Below are 24,666 nucleotides of genomic sequence, written 5' to 3' on the forward strand. Positions count from 1 at the left end.
GCCTCACCTTAAGGCGTCCCCTCCGGTGCCGGCAATGATTCCTGCTATCCTGATTTTTCCATGGCCTCCAAAAATATGCGATTCTGTTATCTTGTATTTTTCGAGTACTCATGTTATTATTATGACAGTAATTGCGAATTTTGCAAGTATGCACTTTTTAGTGATATAGTACCCAAAATGATACTAAAGGAGGAACTTGTCTATGAACCGCGATTGTACAAATTATCATTGCCCGGTAGATGCCACATTGGATATGATCGGAGGAAAGTATAAGGCTCTCATCTTATGGCACTTAATCAGCAATACCCTTCGGTTTGGAGAGCTTCGGAAGCTTATCCCCCAGGCTACCCCTAAAATGCTCACCCAGCAGCTTCGTGAGCTGGAGGAAGATCATCTGATCATCCGTACCGTGTATCCGGTAGTGCCTCCAAAGGTAGAATATACCCTGTCTGATCTGGGAAACAGCATCCGGCCTATTCTGGAAGCCATGTATAACTGGGGAGCAGATTACTTACACCAAAATGGCATTACAGTAAGCTGCTCCATGAAATTTCCCACTTCAAATTTTAATAAGAAGTCTTCCAGTTAGCAAATATCTCCTTGGATTCCTTGAGGAATGAAAATTGAAAAAGTAAATTCCACTACCATTTACCCAGGTAGAGTTTACCTCTGCACAGTTTATATTTACTCTTTCATACATACATGGTATCTTTATAACTCCTTCTGACAGCAGTAGAAGGAGATTTTATGAGTAAATATATTCCTGGTAACCAGAAGCATCTCACTCTGAAGGATCGTGTTTTTATTGAAAACTCTTTAAATCAAAATCATACTTTTAAAGATATTGCAAAATACCTGTGCAAAGATCCAACCACCATCTCTAAGGAAGTGAAGGCCAGGCGTTCCTCTGACTGGTATCATAAAGGCACCTTTTACAATACCAAGAACTTCTGCATTTACAGGTTTAGCTGTCGAAAAGTAAATGTCTGCAAAAAGATTCTTGTCTGCGGGATCAAATGTGCTTCCTGTCCGACCTGTAATCAAACCTGCCGGGATTTTGTGAAGGAACGCTGCTCCCGACTGGATAAAGCTCCCTACGTTTGCAATGGCTGCGACAAAAAGATCTCTCACTGCACCATTGCTCACAAATACACATACAATGCACGGTTTGCTGACCGCAAATATCATGAGTTACTCACCAATTCCAGAAACGGTATCTGCATGACAAAGCACGAACTGCATCAAAAAGATATGATTGTTACTCCTCTAATTGAGCAGGGGCAGTCTCCCTATCAGATCTCCATAAATCATCCGGAACTGGATATGTCTGTCCGCACAATCTATACCTACATTGACAAGGGTCTGTTTTCCGCCAGAAATGTAGATTTAAAGCGTAAACCTAAGTTCAAACCGCGAAAATGCCACAAGACACAGATTACGGATCGCTCTGTTTTTGTCAACAGAACCTATCTTGATTTTCAGTCTTTGGATCTTGAATACTTTGCAGAAATGGACACGGTTCATTCTTCCCGTGAATCTAAAAAGACTCTGCTGACGTTCTACTTTACAAAGGAAAAACTTTTTCTTGCATTCCTGATGAACCGATGTACCAAAGGCGCCGTACGACTTGTATTTGATCAGCTTGAGAAACGACTGGGAACCTATGAATTCGTTTCCTTATTCCAATACGTATTAACTGACCGTGGCTCCGAATTTGGCGATCCTATAGGCCTGGAGACTGGGATCAATGAAATTCAGCGCTGTAATCTTTACTACTGTGATCCAATGCGTAGCGGTCAGAAGGGGGGCGTTGAAAATGTTCATACCATGCTTCGCATGGTGCTTCCAAAAGGAACCAGCTTTGAATTTCTAACTCAATGGGACGTGAATCTGATTGTTAATCATATCAATTCCACACCACGGGAGAGTCTGGGTGGTGAAACGCCATATAATCTGGCTCTAGAATCATTTGGCGAAGACACCTTAAAAGGACTTCAGCTTAGGCGCATTGTCCCTGACGAGGTCAATCTGACACCTAAGCTGATTCGCTACAACCGTTAACTAACTTACTTAAATCTGCTGTCGGACTGGAAGTTAACTTTTCACATTTTTTGAATGTGGCCGGTGGAATTTAGTCTCGCACACGAAACTCCAGTGGCCTGTTTTCTCTGCCCTAAAACATGATTTTTGGTAAGAAGTTAGCTTAATTATATCAGAAATCTTAGAACAGTGCGCAAAAACCTCTACCATTTATGACAACTTTTAAAGGGCGGTGGAATTTAGTCCTGCACTGGAATTTACTTTTTCAAGTCAGCATTCCTTGAGGAAATCTTCAGAGATCGTGATGGATTCGTCTGTCACGGTCTTATTCTTGTCAAAAACAGGCCAGGGGTTGCAGCCACCTGCCTCCACTTCCACCCGGTCCATAGGAAAACGGTTCCCGCAATTCTGGCATACGAGAGCATCTCCTTCCTGCTTATAGTATCCTCTTCCTGAGTCATAACATACCTGGCAGGTGTTAAAAGCTGTCCGGATGGTGCCATCAGGGGCCTTGACCGCAATCACCTCCATCTGAGTGCCGTCTACTTCAACGGGATAAAATTTGGCCGTACTTGAGATATCTTTTACAGGAATCACAAGGGCTCCCCCATTTCCTGCCATTTGACTGTTTTCTGCCGCTGCCTGAACCGGTTCGGTTATCTCTGCTTTCTCCTTTGGGGAACAGGCCGTCAGGGCTGCAGCGGTTAAGATCAGCAGGGCCAGTCCCATGGAAAGCCGCCTGCACTTTCTTGTATCTTTTTTATTATTTCCATTCTGAAATTTCTGTAACATATAAATATTCCTCCTGAACATAAACGATTTAATCTTTTTTTTGTCTGTCTCTCATAAAGAACATTGCTATGATGATTCCAAAAACCGGAAAGATACAATGCCAGTGGCTCAATAATAAACTCATGAATCCGTTCTCCTTTCTTCGCTGATACAGGTAAAATCCCTTTTTATCCGCAGCAGGAACCTCCTGCTCCCTGGAAAGTATCATCAGGCCAGATAAGGGTCTTAAAACTGCTTATTTCTTTCTTAATTTCTTCCATATCTACGTTATTTAACTCATCAACAACCTTGATATATCCATAAAAGGCGTGATCCCCGGTAGAAAAGTCGAAGCTTCCCGCCGGTGTAAAGTACAGCTTGTTTTCTCCCTTTTCAAGAGGAAGCTGGGTTGCAAAATCCGGAACAAGGATCTCACTCCCATAAGTGGAATCCGATGTGTTGTCAATGATATTCCATTCTACATCGACTCCTGATTTCACCACTGCCGCCGCCGGCTTAAAGCCGTCATCCGTAAGCTCCATAGTGATCCTCTGTATGCTGTTTCCATACTCATCCACAGCGTCTTCCGCCACTGGGATCTCATCTGTTGGAATTGTATAACCGGCGGCTATCGGTTCCTCCGGCGCATATTCTTTTAATACGCCCTCTCCGTCTGAGCCTGTTCCTGCCTTAGTTTCTCCTTCTTCTGACACGTATATGGCTCCACGGATCATCCCCATCCAACAGCTGTAAGAAATCTTCCCTGTTTTTTCAGGAGTAAATTCAATGATGTTTTCCCCTGTTTTAAAGGAATATTCTATGCCCAGATCCCGGATAATCATTCGGTTGTTGCAGCCATTGATGCTGCCCTTGGGCGCATCAATGATCCATTTTACCGGAATTCCTTTCTGGACATTAATGTTCGGGTATCTTCCGGGGGAAAGAGTGCTGTTTATGATCTGCACCCCGTCTTCAATTTTTATATCAGCCTTTTTCTCCTGCTCTCCGGCAGCATAGGCACTGTCTCCGCCCTTTGAGAACAGGTCCGTAGCCTGAAAACCTGACAGGTTCAGCCCCTGGGAAAACATGGACAGCCCCAGCACTGCCACCAGCACTGCTCCCACAGTCATCACCTTGCCTGTAAACTTTTTCCCAAGGACCGAGGAAAGAGCGCCAAGCCCGAACATAAGAGGTACGGTACCCAGGCTGAATAAAAACATGGACAAAGCGCCGGAAAACGGATTACCCGTAGATAATGCATAGATCTGCATAGCCTGTAAGGGGCCGCAGGGCATGAGACCGTTTAACAGGCCTACTATCAGAGGGCTGCTGTTTTTTGATTTTTCCTTGTCAATTTTTCTTGCAAACATTCTGGGCATCCTTGGATTCAGTCTGCGAAGCCAAGGGAATATTCCCAGCATGTTTATACCCATAACGATCATGAACACTCCGGCAACCAGCTTTAAAACCCCCTGAAGGGTATTGGAGAACGTGACTACCGAACCCAACGCTCCAACCAGGAAACCTACCGCAGTATAAGAGACCACCCGTCCCAGGTTGTATAAAAAGGTCGGGCGGAGGGCAGAAAAACGGCCCTTTTGTGAAACTGCTTCCCCGCTTCGCGGAATGCACTGGGACAGATTTATGCCCCCGCACATAGCTACGCAGTGAACGGACGTAACCAGACCGATAACAAACAGCATTCCATAGCCCATTTTTTCATCCGCCAGCTGGCTGGGAACAAGCAGGTTTAAAAGTCCAAACTGCTGGATCAGCAGGTAAAGGGAAACAATAATGACCAGGATTCCTATGGTTTTTCTGTTATCCGGCCCCTTTTGCTCATGATCTGTTAATACTTTATAATCCAGATTTTCAATGATCCCAACAATGCTTTTATACGAAATAATATCCGTATCAAAGGTTATGACGGCAATTCCGGTGCTGTAGCTCACCTCCGCTTTTTCAATTCCAGCCGTATTACGCAGTTTTTTTTCGATTTTATTTTGACAGCTTATACAGGTCATCCCGCCGATTCGTATCTTTTTGGTTCTTATAGCAGATCCCATCGTCTGTCCTCCTTTTCTATTTCTGAACCCTAGAATAGCAGGGTAATTTGTAGAAGTTGTGTAGATGAATTTTTTTCACATAAAATCCACAAAAAATCCTCCTGTTCCATTACCAGGGGATGAGACGGAAGGAAAAATCACAGGGGGATATGAAAAAACACGTGTATATCGTTTTTTCAAATGATATACACGTGTTCTTTATGTATGCAAATTACTCTGCCTGGTTAAGTCTTATATCAAGGCACAAATCTCCGATAGAAGTCGTTACACAGCAGGCCGTATGGAATTCATATTCTCCGTTTTCATCAGGATTTCGAAGGACCGGAGGAAGAATATCACAGTTCAGATCCTCACCGGCAAGCATGGTAAGAACATTTCCGCTGATAATGTTGGCAATTTCAGATACGGCGGAAGTAACAAAATCATCCACAGAATCAAATTCCATGCCGCTCATAATATTTACGATACCAAGAGATGTCTCATGAGGAAGCCGGTATATCACTTCCCCCTCAAGATCACCGATAAAGCCGATGGAAACATCCAATTCCGCCTCACATGCAAAGGAATCTGCAGGATGGTCTGTAACATCATGAAGCTCCAGCATCAGCTGAAATACATTCCTGGTGGCTTCTAAAAAGGGTCCGTAAAAGTCAGTCATTCCCGGCCACCCCCTTTGAAATCGCATAGGATGCAATACGCTGGTCTTCTGACGCCACATGGTTGATGAGCCAGGCCATAAGCTTGCCCCCAAACTTCTGCATCAACTGCTCGTCATATCCGCTGCGCTCATATTCTTCTGTGACTGCAAGAACATAATTCACCATATCCGTATGAATTTTCTTATGTTCTTCTCTGCCCGGATAACCGATTTTCTCCTGGTAAGCTTCCTCGTCACGGAAATGTTCCACCACATACGCATTCATAAATTCCAGGGTTTCGTTCACCTTTTGTACTTTCTCATCCCAGGTAGCGGAAGAGCGTAACACTTTCAAAAAAACCTCTACCCGCTGAAACAGTTCCATATGCTGTGCATCAATCAGGGGAACTCCCAGCTCATACTTGTCCTTCCAAAGCATTGGTTATCCTGCCTTTCTGTAAGTATATACCGGCTCCATGGAGCCGGTATGCCTTCTATCATTGGTTCTCAAACTTCAAAGCCGTTTTATTCTCAGGCATTGTTCTTGCAAGTATTATAGCACGTATTGAATCCATGTCAAGAAAACTGTTATTCAAATTTTGCCAGGGAAATGATAAGCTCTTCACAAATCTGCCGGACATTTTTATGATCTGTATCTATGATGATATCTGCAGCCTTTTCATAAAAATCCTTGCGTTTTGCCATTAGCTCTTTTATATATTCTACATTCATGTTCCCATTTAAGATGGGACGCCCCCCGTCATCCTTTACCCGTTCCAATATGATCTCAGGGCTGGCAGTCAGCAGCACAATACGACTGCTCTTTTTCAGATTTTTTACATTATCCTCACGAATCACTGCGCCGCCGCCGCAGGAAATAATGGTATGACGGCGGCTTTGCAGGCTGAGTATCACACTGCTTTCACAGTTTCGGAAATACTCTTCTCCATATTGGGCAAAAATATCCTTAATAGGCATTTTCTGTTCTTCCACGATCATGGCATCCACATCCGCTTCATTCATGGACAGCATATCCTTTAAATATCTGGATACAGTACTCTTTCCTGTTCCCATAAATCCAATCAGGGCAATGTTATGATCAAACAACCTTTTGCACTGCGGGCATTCGCTATCCTTATAAATCTTCTTAAAAATATCCATGAATTCGTCACAGTAATCCAAATCACTTTTTATTTCATTCAGCGTTCTCATATTGCCTCTCCATATTTTATCTCCTGATAAATCAAGCGGGTATGCCTTCCTATCCGGCTCATTCACGGATTCAAGGTTGAATATGTTGTTCTTTCAACCTTATCCTGTCGTACCAGTATTTTTTCCATTATACATAATATAGAGGCAGGCTGTAAAGCAATTCTTTTTCTTATCTTTTCTTTAACCCAAATGGAACTCTTATTCTAATAACCGGAATCTTCCCACTTCCTGCTGCAGCATCTGGGCCTGGGCCGCCAGCTCTTCGCTGGAAGATGAGCTTTCTTCTGCGGTAGCTGCGTTATTCTGGACAACCGAGGACACCTGGGACAACCCCTGGTTGATCTGCTCTATCACCTGTACCTGATTGTAAGAAGCCTCCTCGATCTCTCTGATGGCCTGCTCCACAAGCACCGCCTTTTCCGCAACACCCAGAAGAAGCTTTGTAGTCTCATCCGCCAGCCGTTCGCCCTCTGCAACACTTGTTACGGAATGGCTGATTAAATCGGCTGTCTGCTTGGCCGCCTCCGCTGATTTGCCAGCCAGGCTCCTGACTTCATCCGCCACTACGGCAAATCCTTTGCCTGCTTCCCCTGCACGGGCAGATTCAACAGCCGCATTGAGGGCAAGAATGTTTGTCTGGAAAGCAATGTCTTCAATCGCTTTAGTAATGCTTGATATCTTGTCAGAAGACTCTCCGATTTCCTTCATGGCATGATTCAGCTTCTGCATGTAACGGTTGCTTTCATTTACTCCCTCTCCAGCCTGACCAACATACACTGCAGCTCTTTGGACATTCTTTGCATTTTGTTCCGTCTGCCCTGCCACACTGCTGACGGATGCATTCAGTTCCTCAATGGTAGCAGCCTGCTCGGCCGTTCCTGAGGCCAGAGCCTGAGCCGCAGAAGAAACCTGCTCCGCTCCCGCATTGACCTGTTCGGATGCAGAGCTTATTAATAAGAGCGTCTTGTTTAAATCCTTTCTGATTTTCTGCAGCGCAAGCCCAAGGATATCCTGATCAGAACGAAGAGGCACTTCCCTAGTAAAGTCACCGTTGCTGATCCGGTCTGCGGCAGCTACCTGTTTCCCAATGCTTTCAATCATTTTAGTAAAGGCACCGGCAAGCTGACCGGTTTCATCTTTCGAATCTATATTACCAAGATCCACATCCACATGGCCCAGGGCGATCCGGTTGGCAGCGTCCACCACCTGCCCGATCGGCTGACTGATCATCTTTGAGATCTTTGTTCCTAATAATACAGCCACTCCGGCTCCAAACACAATAAAAAGAACCAGTACAACAGTAAGCCAGAATGCAGTCGCATTATTGAATTCATTTGTGTCTCCGGCTTCCGCCATCCGATTGTCTACAAGCAGGTTGAAATTATCAAACATCTTCTGAATATTATTTGTTTCCTGGAAAAGCGCATCCCATGCGGCAGCACTGTCACCTGCCTTTGCCACCTCCAGACACCTCTCCACTGCCGGCTGAAATGAATTATTAAACAAGGATACCGTTTCATCCAGAAGATCAAGGGAATCAGGATTGGTTATGGTCTCGCGGTAGGCCGCTGTGCTGGTGAGAAAATTCTCTGATTCAAGATCAAAGCTTTGCTTCAGCTGATCAAGCTCCTGGGTATTACCAGCATAAATTACCATGGCCCTGGAATCCACCCGAAACTGATACAGGCTTCCAACTGCCTTTATCAGCTCCTTCATGGGGGCTGTCTGCTCCTTATATAAGTAAGTATCCATTTGACTGATCCTGGCCAGTCCGGCGATTCCTGCACCTCCCACCAAAAGCATAATTAGGGTCAGGCCTAAAAAACCCGACAGCAGTTTCCGTGAAATACTAAAATCTTTAAAGCTTTTCATTTTACTTCCTCCCAGTTCTCTTTTGTATGATTAAATTTGGACAAACTGCCCCCATCCCGGAGTGCGGCACTATCCTTATTGCATATAAAACACCTGTTTAACACAAGCCTAAAACCTAGCCTGTAAAAAAGAAACTATATGTCTTTTTTTTCACAAAAATACCGTACAACATAACCTCCCCGGTAATACTTTTAACTCATTTAGGATAATGTATGGATCCTGAAATAAAAAAGTGCATGGTATATGCTGTATGTACCATGGAGGCTTAAATATTCGCAGTATATTTGGTACTGCGTCAAAAAGAAAAACTTGCAGATAGATATGGGGTTTTTATATTCAATGACGGGAGATTGGACGGCTTTAATTTCTGTTTCTGCAATATGTTGCTTGATAATCCCCGTACAGAAATTAAATTTTTATCAGAAAGAAGCTTTTATAAAGTGAATTTTTTATTCTGACAAAACAAAAAGGAGATTTGCCTGGCCCTTTCCATGACGATGGTATTGACGGCTGATAGATCGTTTTACAGAAAATGGACCGCAATCTAGTATGATAATTCATACATAACCGTATTTTTATGCTTCAATTATTCGTTTACATGATATTTGACAAATAATATTTATCTGTTGTATAATGTATATTGTCGAAATATATATATAATTGTAAACGCAGTACCAAATATACTGCGTCTTTTTAACCAATTTAATATACAAACGAAACATTTTATTTTGCTCCATTTCCATTATCCAGTAAAAACTTATGTAGATTATAGAATATTCCCAAGCCAGTCTGGAATGAATTAAAAAAACGGCCAGGTCATAAAATCCCCTGGCCGGACAGCCTGTTTCTGCTGTGCTTTATTCAGACATCAGTCTCTTTTCTCCGGTAATCTCCTGTATTGGTTTTATATCCTGGGTCACCTCCAAAACGCCGAGATATTCCCCTTTCTGACTCCTCACTGCATAATAACGGATCAATATATATTTTCCTGCCAACTGAATCCAGAAATCTTCCTGGTCTTTTCTTCCGGTTTTAAAATCTTCAACAATCTGTTCCACGATGTGGACGCTTGCCGGCGGATGGCAGTTGGAAACATTTCTGCCGATGATTGCTTTTGTTCTAGGGAACGCCCGCTCTTTTCCTTCGGAAAAATACCTTACCACGTCGTCCTTATTAACAAAGGTAATATCAAAGGGGAGTGTATTTAACATAGCTGTCAGCTCTTCAACCTGAAATTCTCCGGAAGGCAGCTTAATAAGGCCTGGCTCCTCTGACTTTTTTTCATTCTTCCCGCTCTCCTTTCCCTTGTCCATTGCTGCAGGATTCCACTGGGGTACAGAATCGATCATAAAGCCGATTTCCTTGCTCTCATCTGCAATGGTTTTCCACTCTTCCTGGGTAAGCTGCTCTAAGAGCATGGGAACCATGATATTTTCCTCTTTAAATATCATTTCCCCGATCTTTTCCATCAAATTTTCAATTTTCTGAATGAGATCCTCAGTAAGCTCCTGTTCCTTATGAAGCATTTCCACGGTTTCCTTCACCTGATTTCTGATCTCATCATCCACTCCCCACATGACTTTAGGAGGAGCAGTGATTCCATACTTTTCCATATATGGAAACAGCAGATTTTCTTTTTTTCCGTAATGAACCGATAGGTCCTTTAACCGGCTCACACCTTCATTAAGCCTTGAAAGTATCCCTCTGTCCTTCCTGTTTTTCAGAGACAGATACGGACGGATCTCATTCTCAATGATTTGAGCAATTTTCTCATTCTCTCTTACCAGAATGTTTAAGGGATGTCCGGGAATTAAGGTGGGATCAGACGGTTGGTGGATTTCCTCAATGGAACCTTTAAAAACTGCTGCGTGAACATCACAAAGCTTTTGGACTTCCTCCACCGGCAGTCCTTCTGAGATCAGGGCAGTCTCAGCCGCAGAAATTTCAGAAGCAGATACACCGTGAAAAGCATCTTCAAACAATTTTTTTACTTCTTCCACCGATTTTCCTTCATGAAGCTTTTTAATGATTTCCTTAATTGCATTTTGTCTCATTTCACGATTATTAATATATTCACTCATAGAATTCCTCCTCGCCAGACGAAAAGCCTTTTGTATAAAAACACCCCCCTCTTTGGATCATCGGATGATATCCACAGAAGGAGGCGCCTTTTTTGACTATTCTACTGTTATTACCGAAACAGGACAGCCCTCCTGCGCTTCCACCGCAGTCTGCTCGGCAGACTCGGGAACTTCATCAACATATGCTTCTGCAGGTCCGTCATCCCCCATTCGGAATACCTCCGGACAAATTGATGCACATAAGCCGCATTCGATGCAGCCATCTCTATCTACTGTTGCTTTCATTTCAACAACTCCTTTCCCAAAGATATCTCTATTGTTGGTAATTTCTTTACAAATTATCCATTTGAAAAGACATGTTTTATTTTTTTCAGAATATCATATTTATGGTTTCTTGTCTGTTGTAATTACAACATTTACCAATTTTTTTAATCGAAACCGGCGTTCACAAAAAACCTGAAAACAGAGGTTTCGTCATGCAAAGAAAGTCCGTGCAAGGCACAGCTGCTGCTGCGCTTTGCACGGACTTTACTGTACACCGGTATCTGGTGCTTATGCATTCATAAATAATTCAATGTCGTCTTCTACCGTGCCGATTCCTGCAATTCCAAAGGTATCAACAAGGACCTTGGCAACGTTGGGAGATAAAAATCCAGGCAGTGTAGGCCCTAAATGGATGTTCTTTACTCCTAAGGAAAGGAGCGCAAGAAGCACGATCACTGCCTTCTGCTCATACCATGCAATGTTATATGCAATAGGAAGCTTATTCACATCATCAAGACCAAATACTTCCTTTAATTTCAGTGCGATTACTGCCAGGGAATAGGAGTCATTACACTGTCCCGCATCCAGGACTCTTGGTATTCCGCCGATGTCCCCCAGCTCCAGCTTGTTATATCTGTATTTTGCGCAGCCTGCCGTAAGAATAATGGTATCCTTTGGAAGCTGCTTTGCAAATTCTGTATAGTAATCTCTGGACTTCATTCTTCCGTCACAGCCTGCCATGACAAAGAATTTTTTAATGGCTCCCGATTTTACGGCATCAACCACTTTATCAGCAAGTGCCAGTACCTGATTATGAGCAAAACCACCTACAATGCTGCCTGTTTCAATCTCATCAGGAGATGGAAGCTTCTTTGCCATTTCAATGATGGCAGAAAAATCCTTCTTTCCGTTTTCATCTGCCGGAATATGAGGACATCCTGGGAAGCCTGCCGCACCTGTTGTAAAAATTCTCTCTGCAACCTCAGGAGTTTTTGGAGGTACGATGCAGTTTGTGGTGAACAGAATGGGGCCGTGGAAGGACTCAAACTCACCCACCTGCATCCACCAGGAGTTTCCGTAGTTTCCTACAAAGTTATCATATTTCTTAAATGCCGGATAATAGTGGGCAGGAAGCATTTCTCCATGAGTATAAACATCCACTCCTGTACCTTTTGTCTGCTCTAACAGCTGTTCCATATCCGTCAGATCATGGCCGGAAATAAGAATGGCCGGATTCTTTCTGACGCCGATATTAACGGAAGTGATTTCCGGATTTCCATAACGGGATGTATTGGCCTCATCAAGAAGAGCCATGGCCTTTACGCCATATTCACCGGTCTTTAATGTCAAAGCAACCAGATCATCGGCAGTAAGGCTGTCGTCAAGAGTTGCTGCAAGCCCCTCGTACATCATGGAATAAATGGATATCTCCTCTTTTCCGATGTTGTATGCATGCTCTGCATAAGCAGCCATACCCTTGATTCCATAAATGATCAGTTCTCTTAAAGAACGGATATCTTCATTTTCCGTAGCAAGAACCCCAACCTGGGACGCCTTGGAAAGCATGGATTCTCTGGAATCCACAGTAAATACTGCAGCATCCCGGTTACCGTTGTAGGCTGTATCCTTTGCAAGCTGGTCTCTTAATCCAAGAACCTTTACGATCTGCTTTTCAATTGCATCTGCATCAAAGTTAGCATTTGTGATTGTAATAAAAAGGCTTGTCAGCACCTCATGATTGATTGCATTGATCTCTGCTGCATCGGTTTTTGTCTTTACAACAATTTCAGAAATGCCTTTTACCGCATATATGAGCAGGTCCTGAAGCTTAGCAACCTCCTCATTTTTACCGCAGACACCTTTGATGGTACAGCCTGTGTTTTTAGCTGTCTCCTGACACTGATAGCAAAACATGCTCATAATCCATAACCTCCTATTGTATGTTTTTATGCACAGCACTGCTCTTTTAAGTGCTCTTGCTTTCTTTATAGAGGATACCATTACCTGGGAAACATGTCTGTTGTTATTACAACAATTTTGTATTTTTTCTTTTATTTTATAAAAACCGGAATATGCTTTTTTCAGAAACCAGTTATTGCGGTTTCCTACATGCAGATAAATGCCTTTCTGTCAATAAAAAAAGGCTATATCAGCAATTTGCCTCACCAAAATGCTGATATAACCAGTTATGCCATGGATTAGAGCCTTCTCTGGTTCAAATCCTTTCAGCGGCCTTACCGCTGTTCCATGCATATCTTTATAAATTTTCCCATGATCAGGATATAGCTGAATACGAAAACAACTCCTGCAGCCATAAGAGGCCATTTTTTCTTTTTCTCCGGAATCATCAATCCAATCATGATCCCTACCGCACACAGGCATATTTTAAATAATGCGAAATCCTTTAAACTGCACTTCTTAACAAATACGTCGGCACACTCACACATTCCTTTCATCTGCACTGTCTCCTTTCAAAAATTTTCTTCCCTGGTTTCTATCCGTCACGTTCTGTTTGGTCCATGGATAGTATGTGCTTTTAGAATAATATTATTATATCATATTTACAGTTCATCTATTGACAGATCATTAGTAACCTGTTATTATGTTCATAAATTTACAAATTATTCTATTTTTGAACAAAGGAGTGTGCTATGCAGGCAATTATCTTAGCCGCCGGTATGGGACGGCGTTTAAAAAAGTTAACAGAGAATCAGCCGAAATGCATGATTTCCGTAAATGGCATCCCTATGATCCAACGCATGCTGAAGCAGCTGGACCATTGCCACTTGAACCGAATCATTATCGTCACCGGCCACAAGGGAGAAGAACTGCAATCTTTTGTCTCTTCTCTTCCTCTCTCCACTCCGGTCACGTACATTGACAATCCGGTGTACAAAACAACAAATAATATTTACTCCCTTTTTCTTGCAAAGGACCAGCTTCTCATGGATGATACCATATTGCTGGAATCAGACCTAATTTTTGAACAGGAGGTGCTGACCCAGATCATCAGCGACCCTTATCCCAATCTGGCTCTTGTGGCTCCTTTTGAAAGCTGGATGGACGGGACAGTGGTCCTGCTGGATAAACAGGATAATATTATGAAATTTCTTACGCGGAAGGATTTTCGTTTTGAAGATATTCATTCTTACTACAAGACGGTCAACATCTACAAATTCAGCCGCAGTTTTTCTTCGACCCACTATGTTCCGTTCCTGGAAGCCTATAGCAAGGCGTTGGGAAACAATGAATATTATGAGCAGGTATTAAAGGTGATTTCACTTTTGGATGACCATGATTTAAAGGCTACCAGGCTGGAAAACGGCTTCTGGTATGAAATCGACGATGAGCAGGATCTGGATATTGCGGAATCTATTTTCACCGATTCCCAAAGCAGACTGTCCCGGTTATCCAAACGTTTTGGCGGTTACTGGCGGTATCCCGGCCTTTTGGATTTCTGTTATCTTGTCAATCCCTATTTTCCAAACAGCCGTTTCATGGGAGAAATCAAAGCCAGCTTTGAAGCCCTTACCACCAGCTATCCCTCCGGCCTAGACGTGAATAACCTGCTGGCGGCTAAATCTCTGGGACTGGAGAAAAACCAGATCCTCACAGGAAACGGGGCAGCGGAATTAATTAAGCCATTGATCCGCAGCTTTAATAATGCCGTGGGTGTTCTTAAGCCTTCCTTTGAAGAATATGGGAGCTGTTCCCAACATGCTGTTTATTTTTCCGTCACAACTCCGGATTATACATATACTGCCCAGGATATTATGGACTTTTACAAGGATAAGGAGCTGGAGGCTCTGGTTCTAGTGAACCCGGATAACCCAACAGGAAACTATATTCCAAAGAAGGATGTTCTTTCTCTTGCCCAATACTGCAAGGAAAGGAACATTACCTTGATCCTTGATGAATCCTTTATTGACTTCTCCTTCGCTGAGGAATCGCCGTCTCTTATGAGTCAGGAAATTCTGGATGAGTATAGGAACCTGGTTTTAATAAAAAGCATTTCAAAGTCCTACGGGGTTCCCGGGCTTAGGCTGGGACTTCTCGCCTGCAGCGACCCGGAAGTTATTCGCCGGGTACGGAAAGAGCTGCCCATATGGAACATCAACTCTCTGGCAGAGTACTTTCTCCAGATCTTTGAAAAGTACCGACGGGATTACCAGGAGGCCCTGGAGCATTTTAAAAGCACCCGAGAAAAATTATTCCGTTCTCTCCAATCCATCAGGCAGTTAAAGCTTTATCCTTCACAGGCCAACTTTATCATGTGTGAAATCACCGATGGCTGTTCCGCTACCCAGATTGCGGAGCTGCTGTTAAACCGCTACAACATTCTGGTAAAAGATCTGTCCCATAAGCCGGGAATGGAAGGCAGGGAGTTTATCCGCATTGCAGTCAGAACAGAAGAAGACAACGAACGTCTGGCAGATGCATTGAAGCATATCTTACGCTAATATAAGGAGGTAACAAAAATGAATACACAGGAAGCATCAAAGGAAACCTGGAAACAGATCTGGACCCGGAAAGGCCGTGCAGACAGCTCCGTTACGGACCTGCTGGCATACGATGGCTATGAGGCCACCAAAGTGGATATGGAAGAGGTGGCCCGCCAGATAACCGGACGGCTGGATCTACATAAGAATGACAAAGTTCTTGAAGTGGGCTGCGGTGCAGGTGCCCTTGCCCAATATCTGGATTGTGATTATGTCGGCATTGACTATTCCCCCACCCTGGTTCAAAAGCATATCCAGCTTCTTGGCCATTCGGTACTGACCGGCGAAGCTGCAGACCTGCCCTTTAAGGACAAATCCTTTGACAAGGTAATCTGCTATGGCGTTTATCTGTATTTTGATAATAAGGAGTATGCAGAGAAAGCAACGAAAGAGCTGCTGCGGGTAGCAAAAAAAGGGGTGCTGATCGGAGAAATCCCCATGCGTTCCCACCGGGAAGAACACCTGTTGTTTTCCCGAGAAGAATTTCATGGCTGGGATATCAGCGATGGTTTTTATGACCCTTACAGAAAAGACCGGTTCAATGCCGTCTATCTCTTCTCTTAACTAAGATAAAAATGGCCGGTTCTGCAATCATCAAGCTTTGATATGGTTGGAATTCAGATGCTGTTATTTCTATTGCCGTCTAGGGCGGCAATAAGAGAAAGGCTTTCGCCGGCAGGCGCATAGCCTTTCTCTTTCTTTTTCACTAAATACTTATCTGCTATCGTAGGAAGGCACAATTCCATCAGGAACAGCTCTTTTTTATTGTTAGATTCTCATATTCCTTTGGAGTATACCCCGTAATTTTTTTAAATACAGCACTGAAATAGTACTGTGTATCAAAACCAAGCATATCTGAAACTTCATACATCATATACTGATACGTTTCAATCAGTTCCTTTGCCTTTTCAATTTTAACCTCTGTGACATAATCCGTAAAGTTCTTCCCCGTATTTTTTTTAAACGTGCTGCTTAAATACCCCTGGCTGATATTCAGCATGGAAGACATCTGGTTTAAGGTTATTTTTTCCCGGTAATGCTCACGGATGTAATCCAGAATCAGTTCCATATATTTATCCTGCCTGCTTTCCTTACAGATCACCAGTGCTTCTGCCACCTGATCACGAAATCTCTCCAGCCAGGCAATCACAGCGTTTAAGTCAGACAGCCGGTTTAATTGCCCTGCCACATCCAAAATATAGGGGAAGTTCTCCTCTTTTCTTTCTTCCAGCAAAAAAGTTATAAAGTAGTAAAGATTGCTGCATGCATTTACGGCCTGGGCACGGGAAGGCCTGCATTGAACGAACAGTTCAATGATCTGGTTCATTATATGGGAAAAGCTGTCATGGTCATTACGGCGGATGATACCCTTTAGTTCCTTCTTTAAAAAATTAATATTAAAGCTTCTGCTGTGACGGAAGCTTTCTCTGCAGTTTTCCGAATAAAAAATAATCTGGCCGGAATCGTCACAATATGTATCATTCATCGCACTCATTGCCTGATAAAGAAGGTCCTGGATCTCATCTGCTTCCCCCACCGGCCGGCTGACAGCAATGGACACAGGTCCCTGGAAATAAAACTTCATTGCCTGGCGCAGCTTGACGCTCATTGTCTCAGCCTGTTGTTGATAGTCAGCCAGCCCCTCCAGCGAAAGTACAAGAATAAAACTGTTTTGCTCCTTCTTAAGAAGACAGCTTCTGTCAAAGAAACCCTTTGCCATTTCATGAATGATATTTTCCGCGAATTTCATGGTTCTTTTCTGATCGGCCCTGGTAAATTTCTCGGCAGCTCCCTCAAATTCATAATTAAAATGAATCAGCATCAAAAGCAGGACCGGATAATGCTCTCTGATCACCGCCGCCAGCTCTTCATCCGGCTGAGTATCCCTGTCGCTAATCAATATATGCCTGAAATAATTGTGTATGCGCTGGTCCGTGGTTCCCTCCCCGTCTTCCATGGCCGGTATCCTTCGGTGGGTTAAATTGCATCTGTCTTTGGCTCTTTCCAGGGCTGCGATCAGTGCTTTTTCATCAAGCTCCAGCTTCACAAGATAATCAACCGCTCCCAGACGCAGCGCTTCTTTAATCAGAGAAATTTCTTCCAGGTTTGTCAGAAGAATAAAGGATGCCGTATATCCATTTTCTATAGACGCCTTCATAAAACTGATTCCATCCATAACAGGCATTTTAATATCGGATATTACGATATCCGGCTGAAGAGTTTCCATTAATCCAAGTGCCTGCTTGCCGTTGGAGGCTTTTCTCACTATATTACATTGATGCTCTTCCCAGTTAAGAAGGGAAGTGACCCCTGCCAAAATCAGCGGCTCGTCATCTACGATCATGATGCGATACATTAGTCATTCTCCTTTTGCCTATGTTTGATATTTCAATGGAAGCTTTAGATTCCCTGCATACATAGCCCTGCCTTGTTCCACTCAGCGTTTCCCAAGGATTTCAGGGCGTAAATATTGTCTCTTCTGGTATTCCGGTTTCTTTTCTCCCATGGTAATAAACAAACCATTGCTATTAGAAAATGCGTATATCCTAACCATTCCCCTCGTTAATCCCGGCCTGATGCCGCTGGAATCAGCATTTTTTAACCCCCTTACCTTTCATATTCATCATTTTACATGGTAACCGTACTCTTCCAAACACTGTTTGATGTATTCCTCATAGGCTTTTTCCAGCCACATATTCTTTAAAAGGGGCACCGACTCTTCATATCCTGCCTTTCCGTAGTCATGCTTATCCAGAACCAGGAGGATTCCCTGGGAAGGACCGTAGTCCAATACGCCGCTGTTCTGCCCCGGCTCCAAGAACCGGGTCTGTTCCACCAGCCAAGTTATTTCCTGATTGTCTCTGGGCAAATCAGACATATCATAGACTGCTTCCTCGTATTCGATCTTCGCCTCAGACCATTCATTGATGCCATGAATGAGATCAGCCGGCGCCATTCCTTGGGCCAATCCCTTCTCCACATAGCACCAGACCTTTTTCAGCTCTTCCGGATACTCCCCGGCTTTCATGCCGTAAAACATATAAATTCCGATTCTGGCCCTGCAGCCTTTATCAAACAGGGACGGGTCTGCACCGGCATATAACTCCTTAAGCTGATCCTGGGAAGGTTCCAGCTTCTCCTCCATAAGTGTTCTCTTCAGCTCGTCCCTGATTTCCATCTGGGTTCTGGAGACATATTCCATCAGACCATACTGGCCGGGACCGTAAGATATGCGTTCAGAAGACTGCCGCTTTTTATTCTCTTTCTCCAGGGACCGTTTGATATCTTTTAGAGTGATATCCGCAGGAATTCCATATTGGGAAGCCTTCACCCGTTCTACCGTATCCCGGAGAAGACGGTCCATGGCCATCTGTCTTAATGCTTCCTTTGGGGACTCGCCATGGACCGATGTCTCCCAGAATCCGTCTTCATTTGGGTCCAGCTTATATTTGCTGTAAAAATCAGATGCTATCTGGGCCCGGCAGTCAGTTTCATAAAGCGCCAGATGGTCCTGGGTTATGATGCTGTTTTCAATTTTCATCACTTCATAGGATGGCCGTTTTAACCACCAGATTCCGGCCATAAGCAAAACCACGGCTGATACCGCTCCCATTATCCTCTTCCATCTGTGGGCTTTCTGTTTCATATTCTCCTCCTGATGCTTAGAATCTTCTTCTATATTTTACCATTTCCCGGGTCAGACGTCTCTCCATTTCATGAATTTCTTCCATTTCTGCATCCGGATCCAGGAGAATCTGTTTTCCTTCGTCAATCATCTGTGCCAGGCTTATTTCATCTACATTGGTATAGTCCTCCGGTTTGATATTGGAAGCCAGATCAATTATGTAGTTTAAATTCTTTTTTATTATCCTTTCCGGTACATAATCGGGTTCCCACTTAAGCGACGGCTTTTGGGCCCCCTCTTTAACAGTTCTGGATGAATGAATTCCTGCATAATTGTTTTTGGCCGCCGTTGGGATGCTGATCTCAAAAGAGATTTCCGCATCTCCGCCCGTTAATGCTCTGCAGACTGCATCCGTCACATCCAGCTTCTGTATCAGGCTCTCTCCTGCCATGGCCTTTGTAAAGGAGGCTACCGGGTTTGCAGCTGTACGGGGTGGGAAGCTGTTAAAAGTCACAGCCGTTCCTTTCCAGTCATTTTCCACCTGATAAATATCCGCAATGGCAAAATCCGTACTTGGCGTGTCCGTAAGCTCAAAGGTAAGATAAACTGCCTGAGGGATTTCCTTCATTTGGTCCAGACTGAATTTCATAAGGGATTTTCTGGTGTAATTCTGGGCTCCTGCATCATTTTTTACAATCAGGCTGGCTGAACCGCTGAAATTCTTATCCCCATCGGTGCCGCCCTGTACATAAACATCATCCATGACCAGGGTTATTTCTTCCCCCACCTGCACCTGAATTGATGCGGTAAAACCTGCCGTATTATACAGTCCCTGAGGCAATACCAGATGTCCGGCCAATTCATAAGTCCCTATGACGTCTTTCTGATAATCCCCTCTCTCCCATACAATCTCCAGCCTGTGGATGCCTCCTGCATTATCGTAGACCTCCACGGTTTCGGGAAGCTGCAGATTTACAAACTTTGTTCCAGGTTCTGCCTTGATCCGGCTGAATTCTCCGGAAAGTCCCATGATTTCACATGTTTCAGGCTCCAGCACCTTTATGGTAATATTTCTGGTCCTGCCTGCCAGCCCTGCAGTTTTCACAGCCAGTTTCATGAAGGGGACTTTCTGAAGCACCTCCACACCAAGGTCGGATTCCTTCACGTCACCCCCTATGTATGGAAGAGATAACTCAATGGTTCCATTGTTCTCCTGGGTCGGGTCTGACACCCCTATGGTTGCCTCATCTCCGTTGATCTGCACAGTCACTGATGCCGCTTTATCTGATGTGATGCCTGCTGCGGTTACTGTTTTGTTATTCCAGAAGTTTACTGCGGTTATTCCCAGGTTCGTTTCCCTTACTGCATGGGCATCTTCGCTGCACTCTAATATTTCAATATCAGGTGACTGACCGTAACGGGCCGTTTCCTCTGCAGTCCTTCCCGGAAGAATCACATAGGAATAAGATCCATTTACAGGCTTTTTCCCGTGCTCCAGCCAGAAGGTGGCAAACTGGTTCGTTTCCTCCCCTTCCGTGGTTCCCTGAGCATTCCAATTACCGGTCCTCTTTTCTTTTAATGCCATAACATCTGCTTTTCCCGGAAAATAATAGCCTATGTCAGAGCCTTCGGTATTTCCTTCCAGGTGGATCCAGGAAGTTCCAGTTATTTTCGTACCTTTTAACGGCCCTTCCCCGCCATCGTTCCTGATGTCCATTGGTACTCCATCGATCAGAACCTGATTGCTTCCATCCTTTTGAAGTTTTCGGTTGTCAATAATGGTCTCCACATAATTGCCGGTGGATGAAGTGATCCCGCTTCCAACTGCTGCGATCTCATCATCAAACATGAACCAGGACTTTTTTGCATCAGTGCCTGATCTGGTGCTGCCGCTGCTGCCCAAGGTCTTATAATGCATTCCTGCACTGCCGTAATTACCCACGCTGGAACCGCCCACCCAGCTGTAACTATTCTTTGTTCGGTCGCCGGCACCGTTGGGGCGAGTAACATATTCTGTGGTAATCCCGGCCAGACGCTTAGGATCTACAGTGGCCCAGTAACCTTCCCCGTACTGGTCCCTGTCACTGTTGTATAAGTAGGTCATTCCATCGGAAATATTCCAGGTGCGCTTCCCTTCATCGTTAATCCATTCATGTCCGTAGGTACGGCTGGAATGCATGGATAGGGCGAATCCATATTCCGGCATAATATGTACCAGCTTATCCATTCCAGCAAACAGCTTGTGAAGCACATACTCGCTTCTTGGTTCAATGGATGCATCATTCATGATCTCATTTGCCTTCATTAGGGAAGCAATATGGGTGCTGCGGCTATAGTAAAAATCCTCATCCAGACCGATGAAGTATTTCATCATACGGTTAAAGCGGCTCTGCTGCTCTGCCGGCATAGCGTCACCCATCAGCATCATAGAATCCATGATTCCCGCACCTCTTGTCTTGTCATTTGAGGTTTTTCTTGTAATGTCTCTGCCGGATACCAGATCCATACACAGGCCATGATAGATAAATGGTTCGATTCCTTCAAATATCATATCATAGATCAGCTGTTCTGCATGATCCTCGTAGGTCAGTTCAAAATCCGTACCGGAAAATACAGAGAACAGAATGCTCAGCTTTTCATACAACTGAGAACCGTATCCGCCCATATAAGCCAGAGCCTGATGCTGGATAAAGGACCCGTCCTCATAGAATCCGTCTCCCCCGGTCACATATTTAAATACAGTTTTGTACGCCTTTTTCACATGATCCAGTTTCTCCCTGTTATCCGTCAACAGGCCGGTTTGAACCACTACCATGCCTTTGTCAATTAAGTTTGCCCCTGTCATGGCCGGAGAGCCGGGATAACCGGAGGGACGGTCGCATACGGCAGTAAACCGGTTGACTGCTGCTGCATAGCGGCTCAACTGACCAGGAGTCAGGTCTTTATAAAGAATCAGAGCCGTATCCAGAAATGCTATGGGGCCTCCGATTTCCCAGTGCCACCAGTTTCCAAACACCGGTGTTTTTTCATTGCTGCTGCTATAGTGATGTTCATTCATAAAGTCCAGAGCCAGGATCAGCTCATGTTTCACTTCTTCCTTTTGATACAGCCGGCAGCCTTTGGTTGCCCATGCAATGGCGATATCCTTTAACCGGTAAAAGGTCTGGGCCACATTGCCGGAATGGACCTTGGCCTCTGCGCCGGTTCCTTTGATGAAGCTCATATCAAGATCATCCCAGAGATTAATTCTGGAATCATCGTTTCCCTTGTTCATGGTGTTCCAGTATCCTTCGGCTTTCTCATCCACTCCCTTAAGATAGGTGCGGACCGCCTCATTGCCGGTATCCAATTCTCCGCCCAAAAGTGTGTAAAGCCATTTATTCCGTAATTCCTGAAACTGAGAATCTACCGGTGTCAGCCCTTCCATAGCAGCAGAAAGTCCTGCTGCTAGCTCATTGACCCGGTCTCTCACCTCACCGGGAAACAGGCGGACCTCAGGAGGGCCAACGTTTTCATAGGTCAGCTTACTCTGATCGTAAACCTTCTTAAAAATCCCCCTCCCTTCTTCCATAAGGTCCCGTACTTTTCCATAGGGTACGGTCTCATAATCGCCGGGATTTAAGCACTTCGCCTGTTTATATACAGCAGGAAGGCCGGGTAGTGCCACCGTAATATCATACTCCGGAAGCCAGACAGAGGTTTTAAAGTTTCTTGCCTTAAATATCACACTGTCTTCGTAAATCTTTACATGATATCCGATACCAGCTTCCTTTCTTCCGTTTTCCGATTCATTATAGGAAGGGACATCAATCATGATGCCGTATTCCCTGTCAATGGCTTCCGCCACCCCAAATCCGTTGTGAATGTGGCCGGACATATAAATCACCTGAGGATACTTTGCAAATATCTCTTTTACTTTGGCATCCTGATTCCCGAAATCCAGAAGAATATTGCTTCTCCAATGGGTATCCTTAAGGGCATTGTGTCCCATGACAAAAATCGGTTTATCCGGACTGGCATTTTCAGCCAGAGTTTTGTCCAGCCAGTTTAATTGTTCCGGGGAAAGATACATGGCATCTTTTAAGCCGTTTTCCGTATTGATCACAATAAAATGATACCCGCCCAGCCATTTATCAAAATAAAGGCTTTGGCCGTTGCCAGGCATGTATCTTTTGTTATTTTTAAGATAAAGGGCTTTGGCAGCCGGCCAGTAAGCACTGATCACACTTTCATCCTTGTTCCAGTCAGCGGAATGATATCCCCTGACATCATGGTTTCCCAAGGTTATAATAACCTTATCGTCAGTGACCGGAGAATACTGGTCCATAATGGTATAGAGCCCATGATACTGTGCCTCCGTACTGCTCTGTGTAAAATCACCTAAATTCAGCAGCCCCAGGGAATCCGGGTCAATGGCTTTCATGTCCTTTAATCCTGCGATGAAATTTGCCCCATTGGCATCGGATACGTTGCCGGACTTAATGTGAACATCGGATACCACCTGGAAGCTGCCAATCGGCTCACGGCCTTCCAGAAATTGATGGAACCTTTCTTTCAGTCGGCTGACGGCTTCCATGGCAGCGGAGGCAGTCATAGACTCCAGCCCATTCTTTACATGCTGGATGTCCTCTTCCATCGCTTGGATCTGGTCCATGGGATACTGGGAACCAGGCCTTATGGAAGCCAGCCGGGTTTCCATCTGTTCCACGGCTGCCATGACCCCTTCCGCTTCATAAATGATTTTTACCGCAGAGGCATCCACCGCCTTGTTATACACCCGCAGCTCATCAATGATACAGCCGCTCATGCCATAACACCCTCTGCCGTCACCGCCCAAAATAAAGTCCAATCCCGTATCAACGGATTTTCCTTTGTGTCCCGTCATGGAAGTAGACAAATATTTTTCCCCGTCTAAATAAACCGTCATATCCCCCTCCCGGTCAAAGCTTCCAGTCACATGATGCCACTTATCATCATTGGCAGGAATTCCCTTTAATTCCACCCGGCTGTTTCCTGTTCCGGAAAAATTCATTCTTAAATCCACATTGCTGGCATTATTAAAATTTCCAAAGGCCCATCCTGTATTGCTGCCGCTTAAATAGTTTTTATTGGAAAGAATCGTTCCGTTGTTCTGTCCGTGATTTTCTGTCTTCATCCAAAAGGACAGGGAAAAATCCCCCGTTCCAAATGTTAAGTCAGTGGTCTGGCCATAGCTGATATACTGGTCGGCTTTTGTATTGGCCTGCCCTGCCCTGCTTCCGTTATCCATGGAAACCCCGTTGCCCAGGATCCCCTTTACAAAGTCCGGCTGGCCGTAAATTGTCCCATTATTACCCCGTCCGGTCTGGTCTTTTACCTTGTTCCCGGAGATACTGCTTTCATCAAAGGAAGAATGCATGACCAGCCCGTCATTTAAAATTGTTTCCAGATTCATTTGATCCCTCTCTCCTGCAGAGCCTCCCGGCAAAAGAGCCCCATAAGCTATATTTCCCATGAGATTCCCCGTCAGCATAAGATAAGCCAGCACTGCACAGCAAAATCTTTTCCTTTTTACCTTCATAAGACCGCTCCCCCAAATGGTCCCTGAAAGAGGGATATC

Annotated in this window: 17 protein-coding genes; 4 read left to right on the top strand and 13 right to left on the bottom strand. The window is 44.4% G+C overall.

The window, feature by feature from the left end:
- The first annotated feature begins 202 nt into the window (after positions 1–202).
- Together CLOSA_RS13000 and CLOSA_RS13005 are read left to right on the top strand one after the other, a co-directional pair.
- Positions 203–589, top strand: coding sequence for a winged helix-turn-helix transcriptional regulator (locus CLOSA_RS13000; protein WP_013273232.1), 387 nt, complete (start codon positions 203–205; stop codon positions 587–589).
- Positions 590–747: 158 nt separating this feature from the next.
- Complete coding sequence (locus tag CLOSA_RS13005) at positions 748–2,061, top strand: IS30 family transposase (protein ID WP_013271245.1); 1,314 nt, start codon at positions 748–750, stop codon at positions 2,059–2,061.
- A 249-nt stretch (positions 2,062–2,310) separates the two neighbouring features.
- Here the strand turns inward: CLOSA_RS13005 and CLOSA_RS13010 are convergent, their stop codons facing one another.
- The 10 genes from CLOSA_RS13010 to CLOSA_RS13060 all read right to left on the bottom strand — a co-directional run bounded on the left by CLOSA_RS13010 (position 2,311) and on the right by CLOSA_RS13060 (position 13,399).
- Complete coding sequence (locus CLOSA_RS13010; RefSeq protein WP_013273233.1) at positions 2,311–2,832, bottom strand: DUF2318 domain-containing protein; 522 nt, start codon at positions 2,830–2,832, stop codon at positions 2,311–2,313.
- Positions 2,833–2,999: 167 nt separating this feature from the next.
- Positions 3,000–4,877, bottom strand: a complete 1,878-nt coding sequence (locus CLOSA_RS13015; RefSeq protein ID WP_013273234.1) for an urease accessory protein UreH domain-containing protein — start codon at positions 4,875–4,877, stop codon at positions 3,000–3,002.
- Positions 4,878–5,088: 211 nt separating this feature from the next.
- Entirely contained in the window at positions 5,089–5,535 is a 447-nt protein-coding gene (locus tag CLOSA_RS13020; protein WP_013273235.1) for a chemotaxis protein CheX, read from the bottom strand.
- Complete coding sequence (locus CLOSA_RS13025; protein WP_013273236.1) at positions 5,528–5,953, bottom strand: bacteriohemerythrin; 426 nt, start codon at positions 5,951–5,953, stop codon at positions 5,528–5,530. The genes CLOSA_RS13020 and CLOSA_RS13025 overlap by 8 nt, the downstream gene beginning before the upstream one ends.
- A 149-nt stretch (positions 5,954–6,102) precedes the next feature.
- Complete coding sequence (locus tag CLOSA_RS13030) at positions 6,103–6,726, bottom strand: shikimate kinase (protein WP_013273237.1); 624 nt, start codon at positions 6,724–6,726, stop codon at positions 6,103–6,105.
- 198 nt (positions 6,727–6,924) lie between these two features.
- Entirely contained in the window at positions 6,925–8,598 is a 1,674-nt protein-coding gene (locus CLOSA_RS13035; RefSeq protein ID WP_013273238.1) for a methyl-accepting chemotaxis protein, read from the bottom strand.
- 857 nt (positions 8,599–9,455) lie between these two features.
- Positions 9,456–10,679, bottom strand: a complete 1,224-nt coding sequence (locus CLOSA_RS13040) for a DUF438 domain-containing protein (protein ID WP_013273239.1) — start codon at positions 10,677–10,679, stop codon at positions 9,456–9,458.
- Between the two features lie 96 nt (positions 10,680–10,775).
- Positions 10,776–10,964 carry a ferredoxin gene (locus CLOSA_RS13045; RefSeq protein ID WP_013273240.1) on the bottom strand — a complete coding sequence of 63 codons (189 nt, stop codon included), beginning with the start codon at positions 10,962–10,964 and terminating at the stop codon, positions 10,776–10,778.
- Positions 10,965–11,231: 267 nt separating this feature from the next.
- Positions 11,232–12,863 carry a hydroxylamine reductase gene (hcp, locus tag CLOSA_RS13050; RefSeq protein ID WP_013273241.1) on the bottom strand — a complete coding sequence of 544 codons (1,632 nt, stop codon included), beginning with the start codon at positions 12,861–12,863 and terminating at the stop codon, positions 11,232–11,234.
- A gap of 314 nt (positions 12,864–13,177) precedes the next feature.
- Complete coding sequence (locus tag CLOSA_RS13060) at positions 13,178–13,399, bottom strand: hypothetical protein (protein ID WP_013273242.1); 222 nt, start codon at positions 13,397–13,399, stop codon at positions 13,178–13,180.
- A 195-nt stretch (positions 13,400–13,594) separates the two neighbouring features.
- On the opposite strand from CLOSA_RS13060, the gene CLOSA_RS13065 reads away from it, so the two are divergent.
- Together CLOSA_RS13065 and CLOSA_RS13070 are read left to right on the top strand one after the other, a co-directional pair.
- Positions 13,595–15,403, top strand: coding sequence for an aminotransferase class I/II-fold pyridoxal phosphate-dependent enzyme (locus CLOSA_RS13065; protein ID WP_013273243.1), 1,809 nt, complete (start codon positions 13,595–13,597; stop codon positions 15,401–15,403).
- Between the two features lie 18 nt (positions 15,404–15,421).
- A complete protein-coding gene (locus tag CLOSA_RS13070) occupies positions 15,422–16,006 on the top strand; it encodes a class I SAM-dependent methyltransferase (protein ID WP_013273244.1) in 585 nt (194 codons plus the stop codon).
- Between the two features lie 181 nt (positions 16,007–16,187).
- Here CLOSA_RS13070 and CLOSA_RS13075 read toward each other — a convergent pair whose 3' ends face one another.
- From CLOSA_RS13075 to CLOSA_RS13085, 3 genes are all read right to left on the bottom strand, one after another.
- Entirely contained in the window at positions 16,188–17,798 is a 1,611-nt protein-coding gene (locus CLOSA_RS13075; RefSeq protein WP_013273246.1) for a response regulator, read from the bottom strand.
- Between the two features lie 267 nt (positions 17,799–18,065).
- Positions 18,066–19,088 (bottom strand): hypothetical protein, encoded by a 1,023-nt coding sequence (locus CLOSA_RS13080; RefSeq protein WP_013273247.1) that lies wholly within the window; start codon positions 19,086–19,088, stop codon positions 18,066–18,068.
- A 16-nt stretch (positions 19,089–19,104) separates the two neighbouring features.
- Complete coding sequence (locus CLOSA_RS13085; protein WP_013273248.1) at positions 19,105–24,627, bottom strand: polysaccharide lyase family 8 super-sandwich domain-containing protein; 5,523 nt, start codon at positions 24,625–24,627, stop codon at positions 19,105–19,107.
- Positions 24,628–24,666: the final 39 nt, after the last annotated feature.

This window comes from [Clostridium] saccharolyticum WM1, from assembly GCF_000144625.1.
Lineage (GTDB): Bacteria > Bacillota > Clostridia > Lachnospirales > Lachnospiraceae > Lacrimispora > Lacrimispora saccharolytica.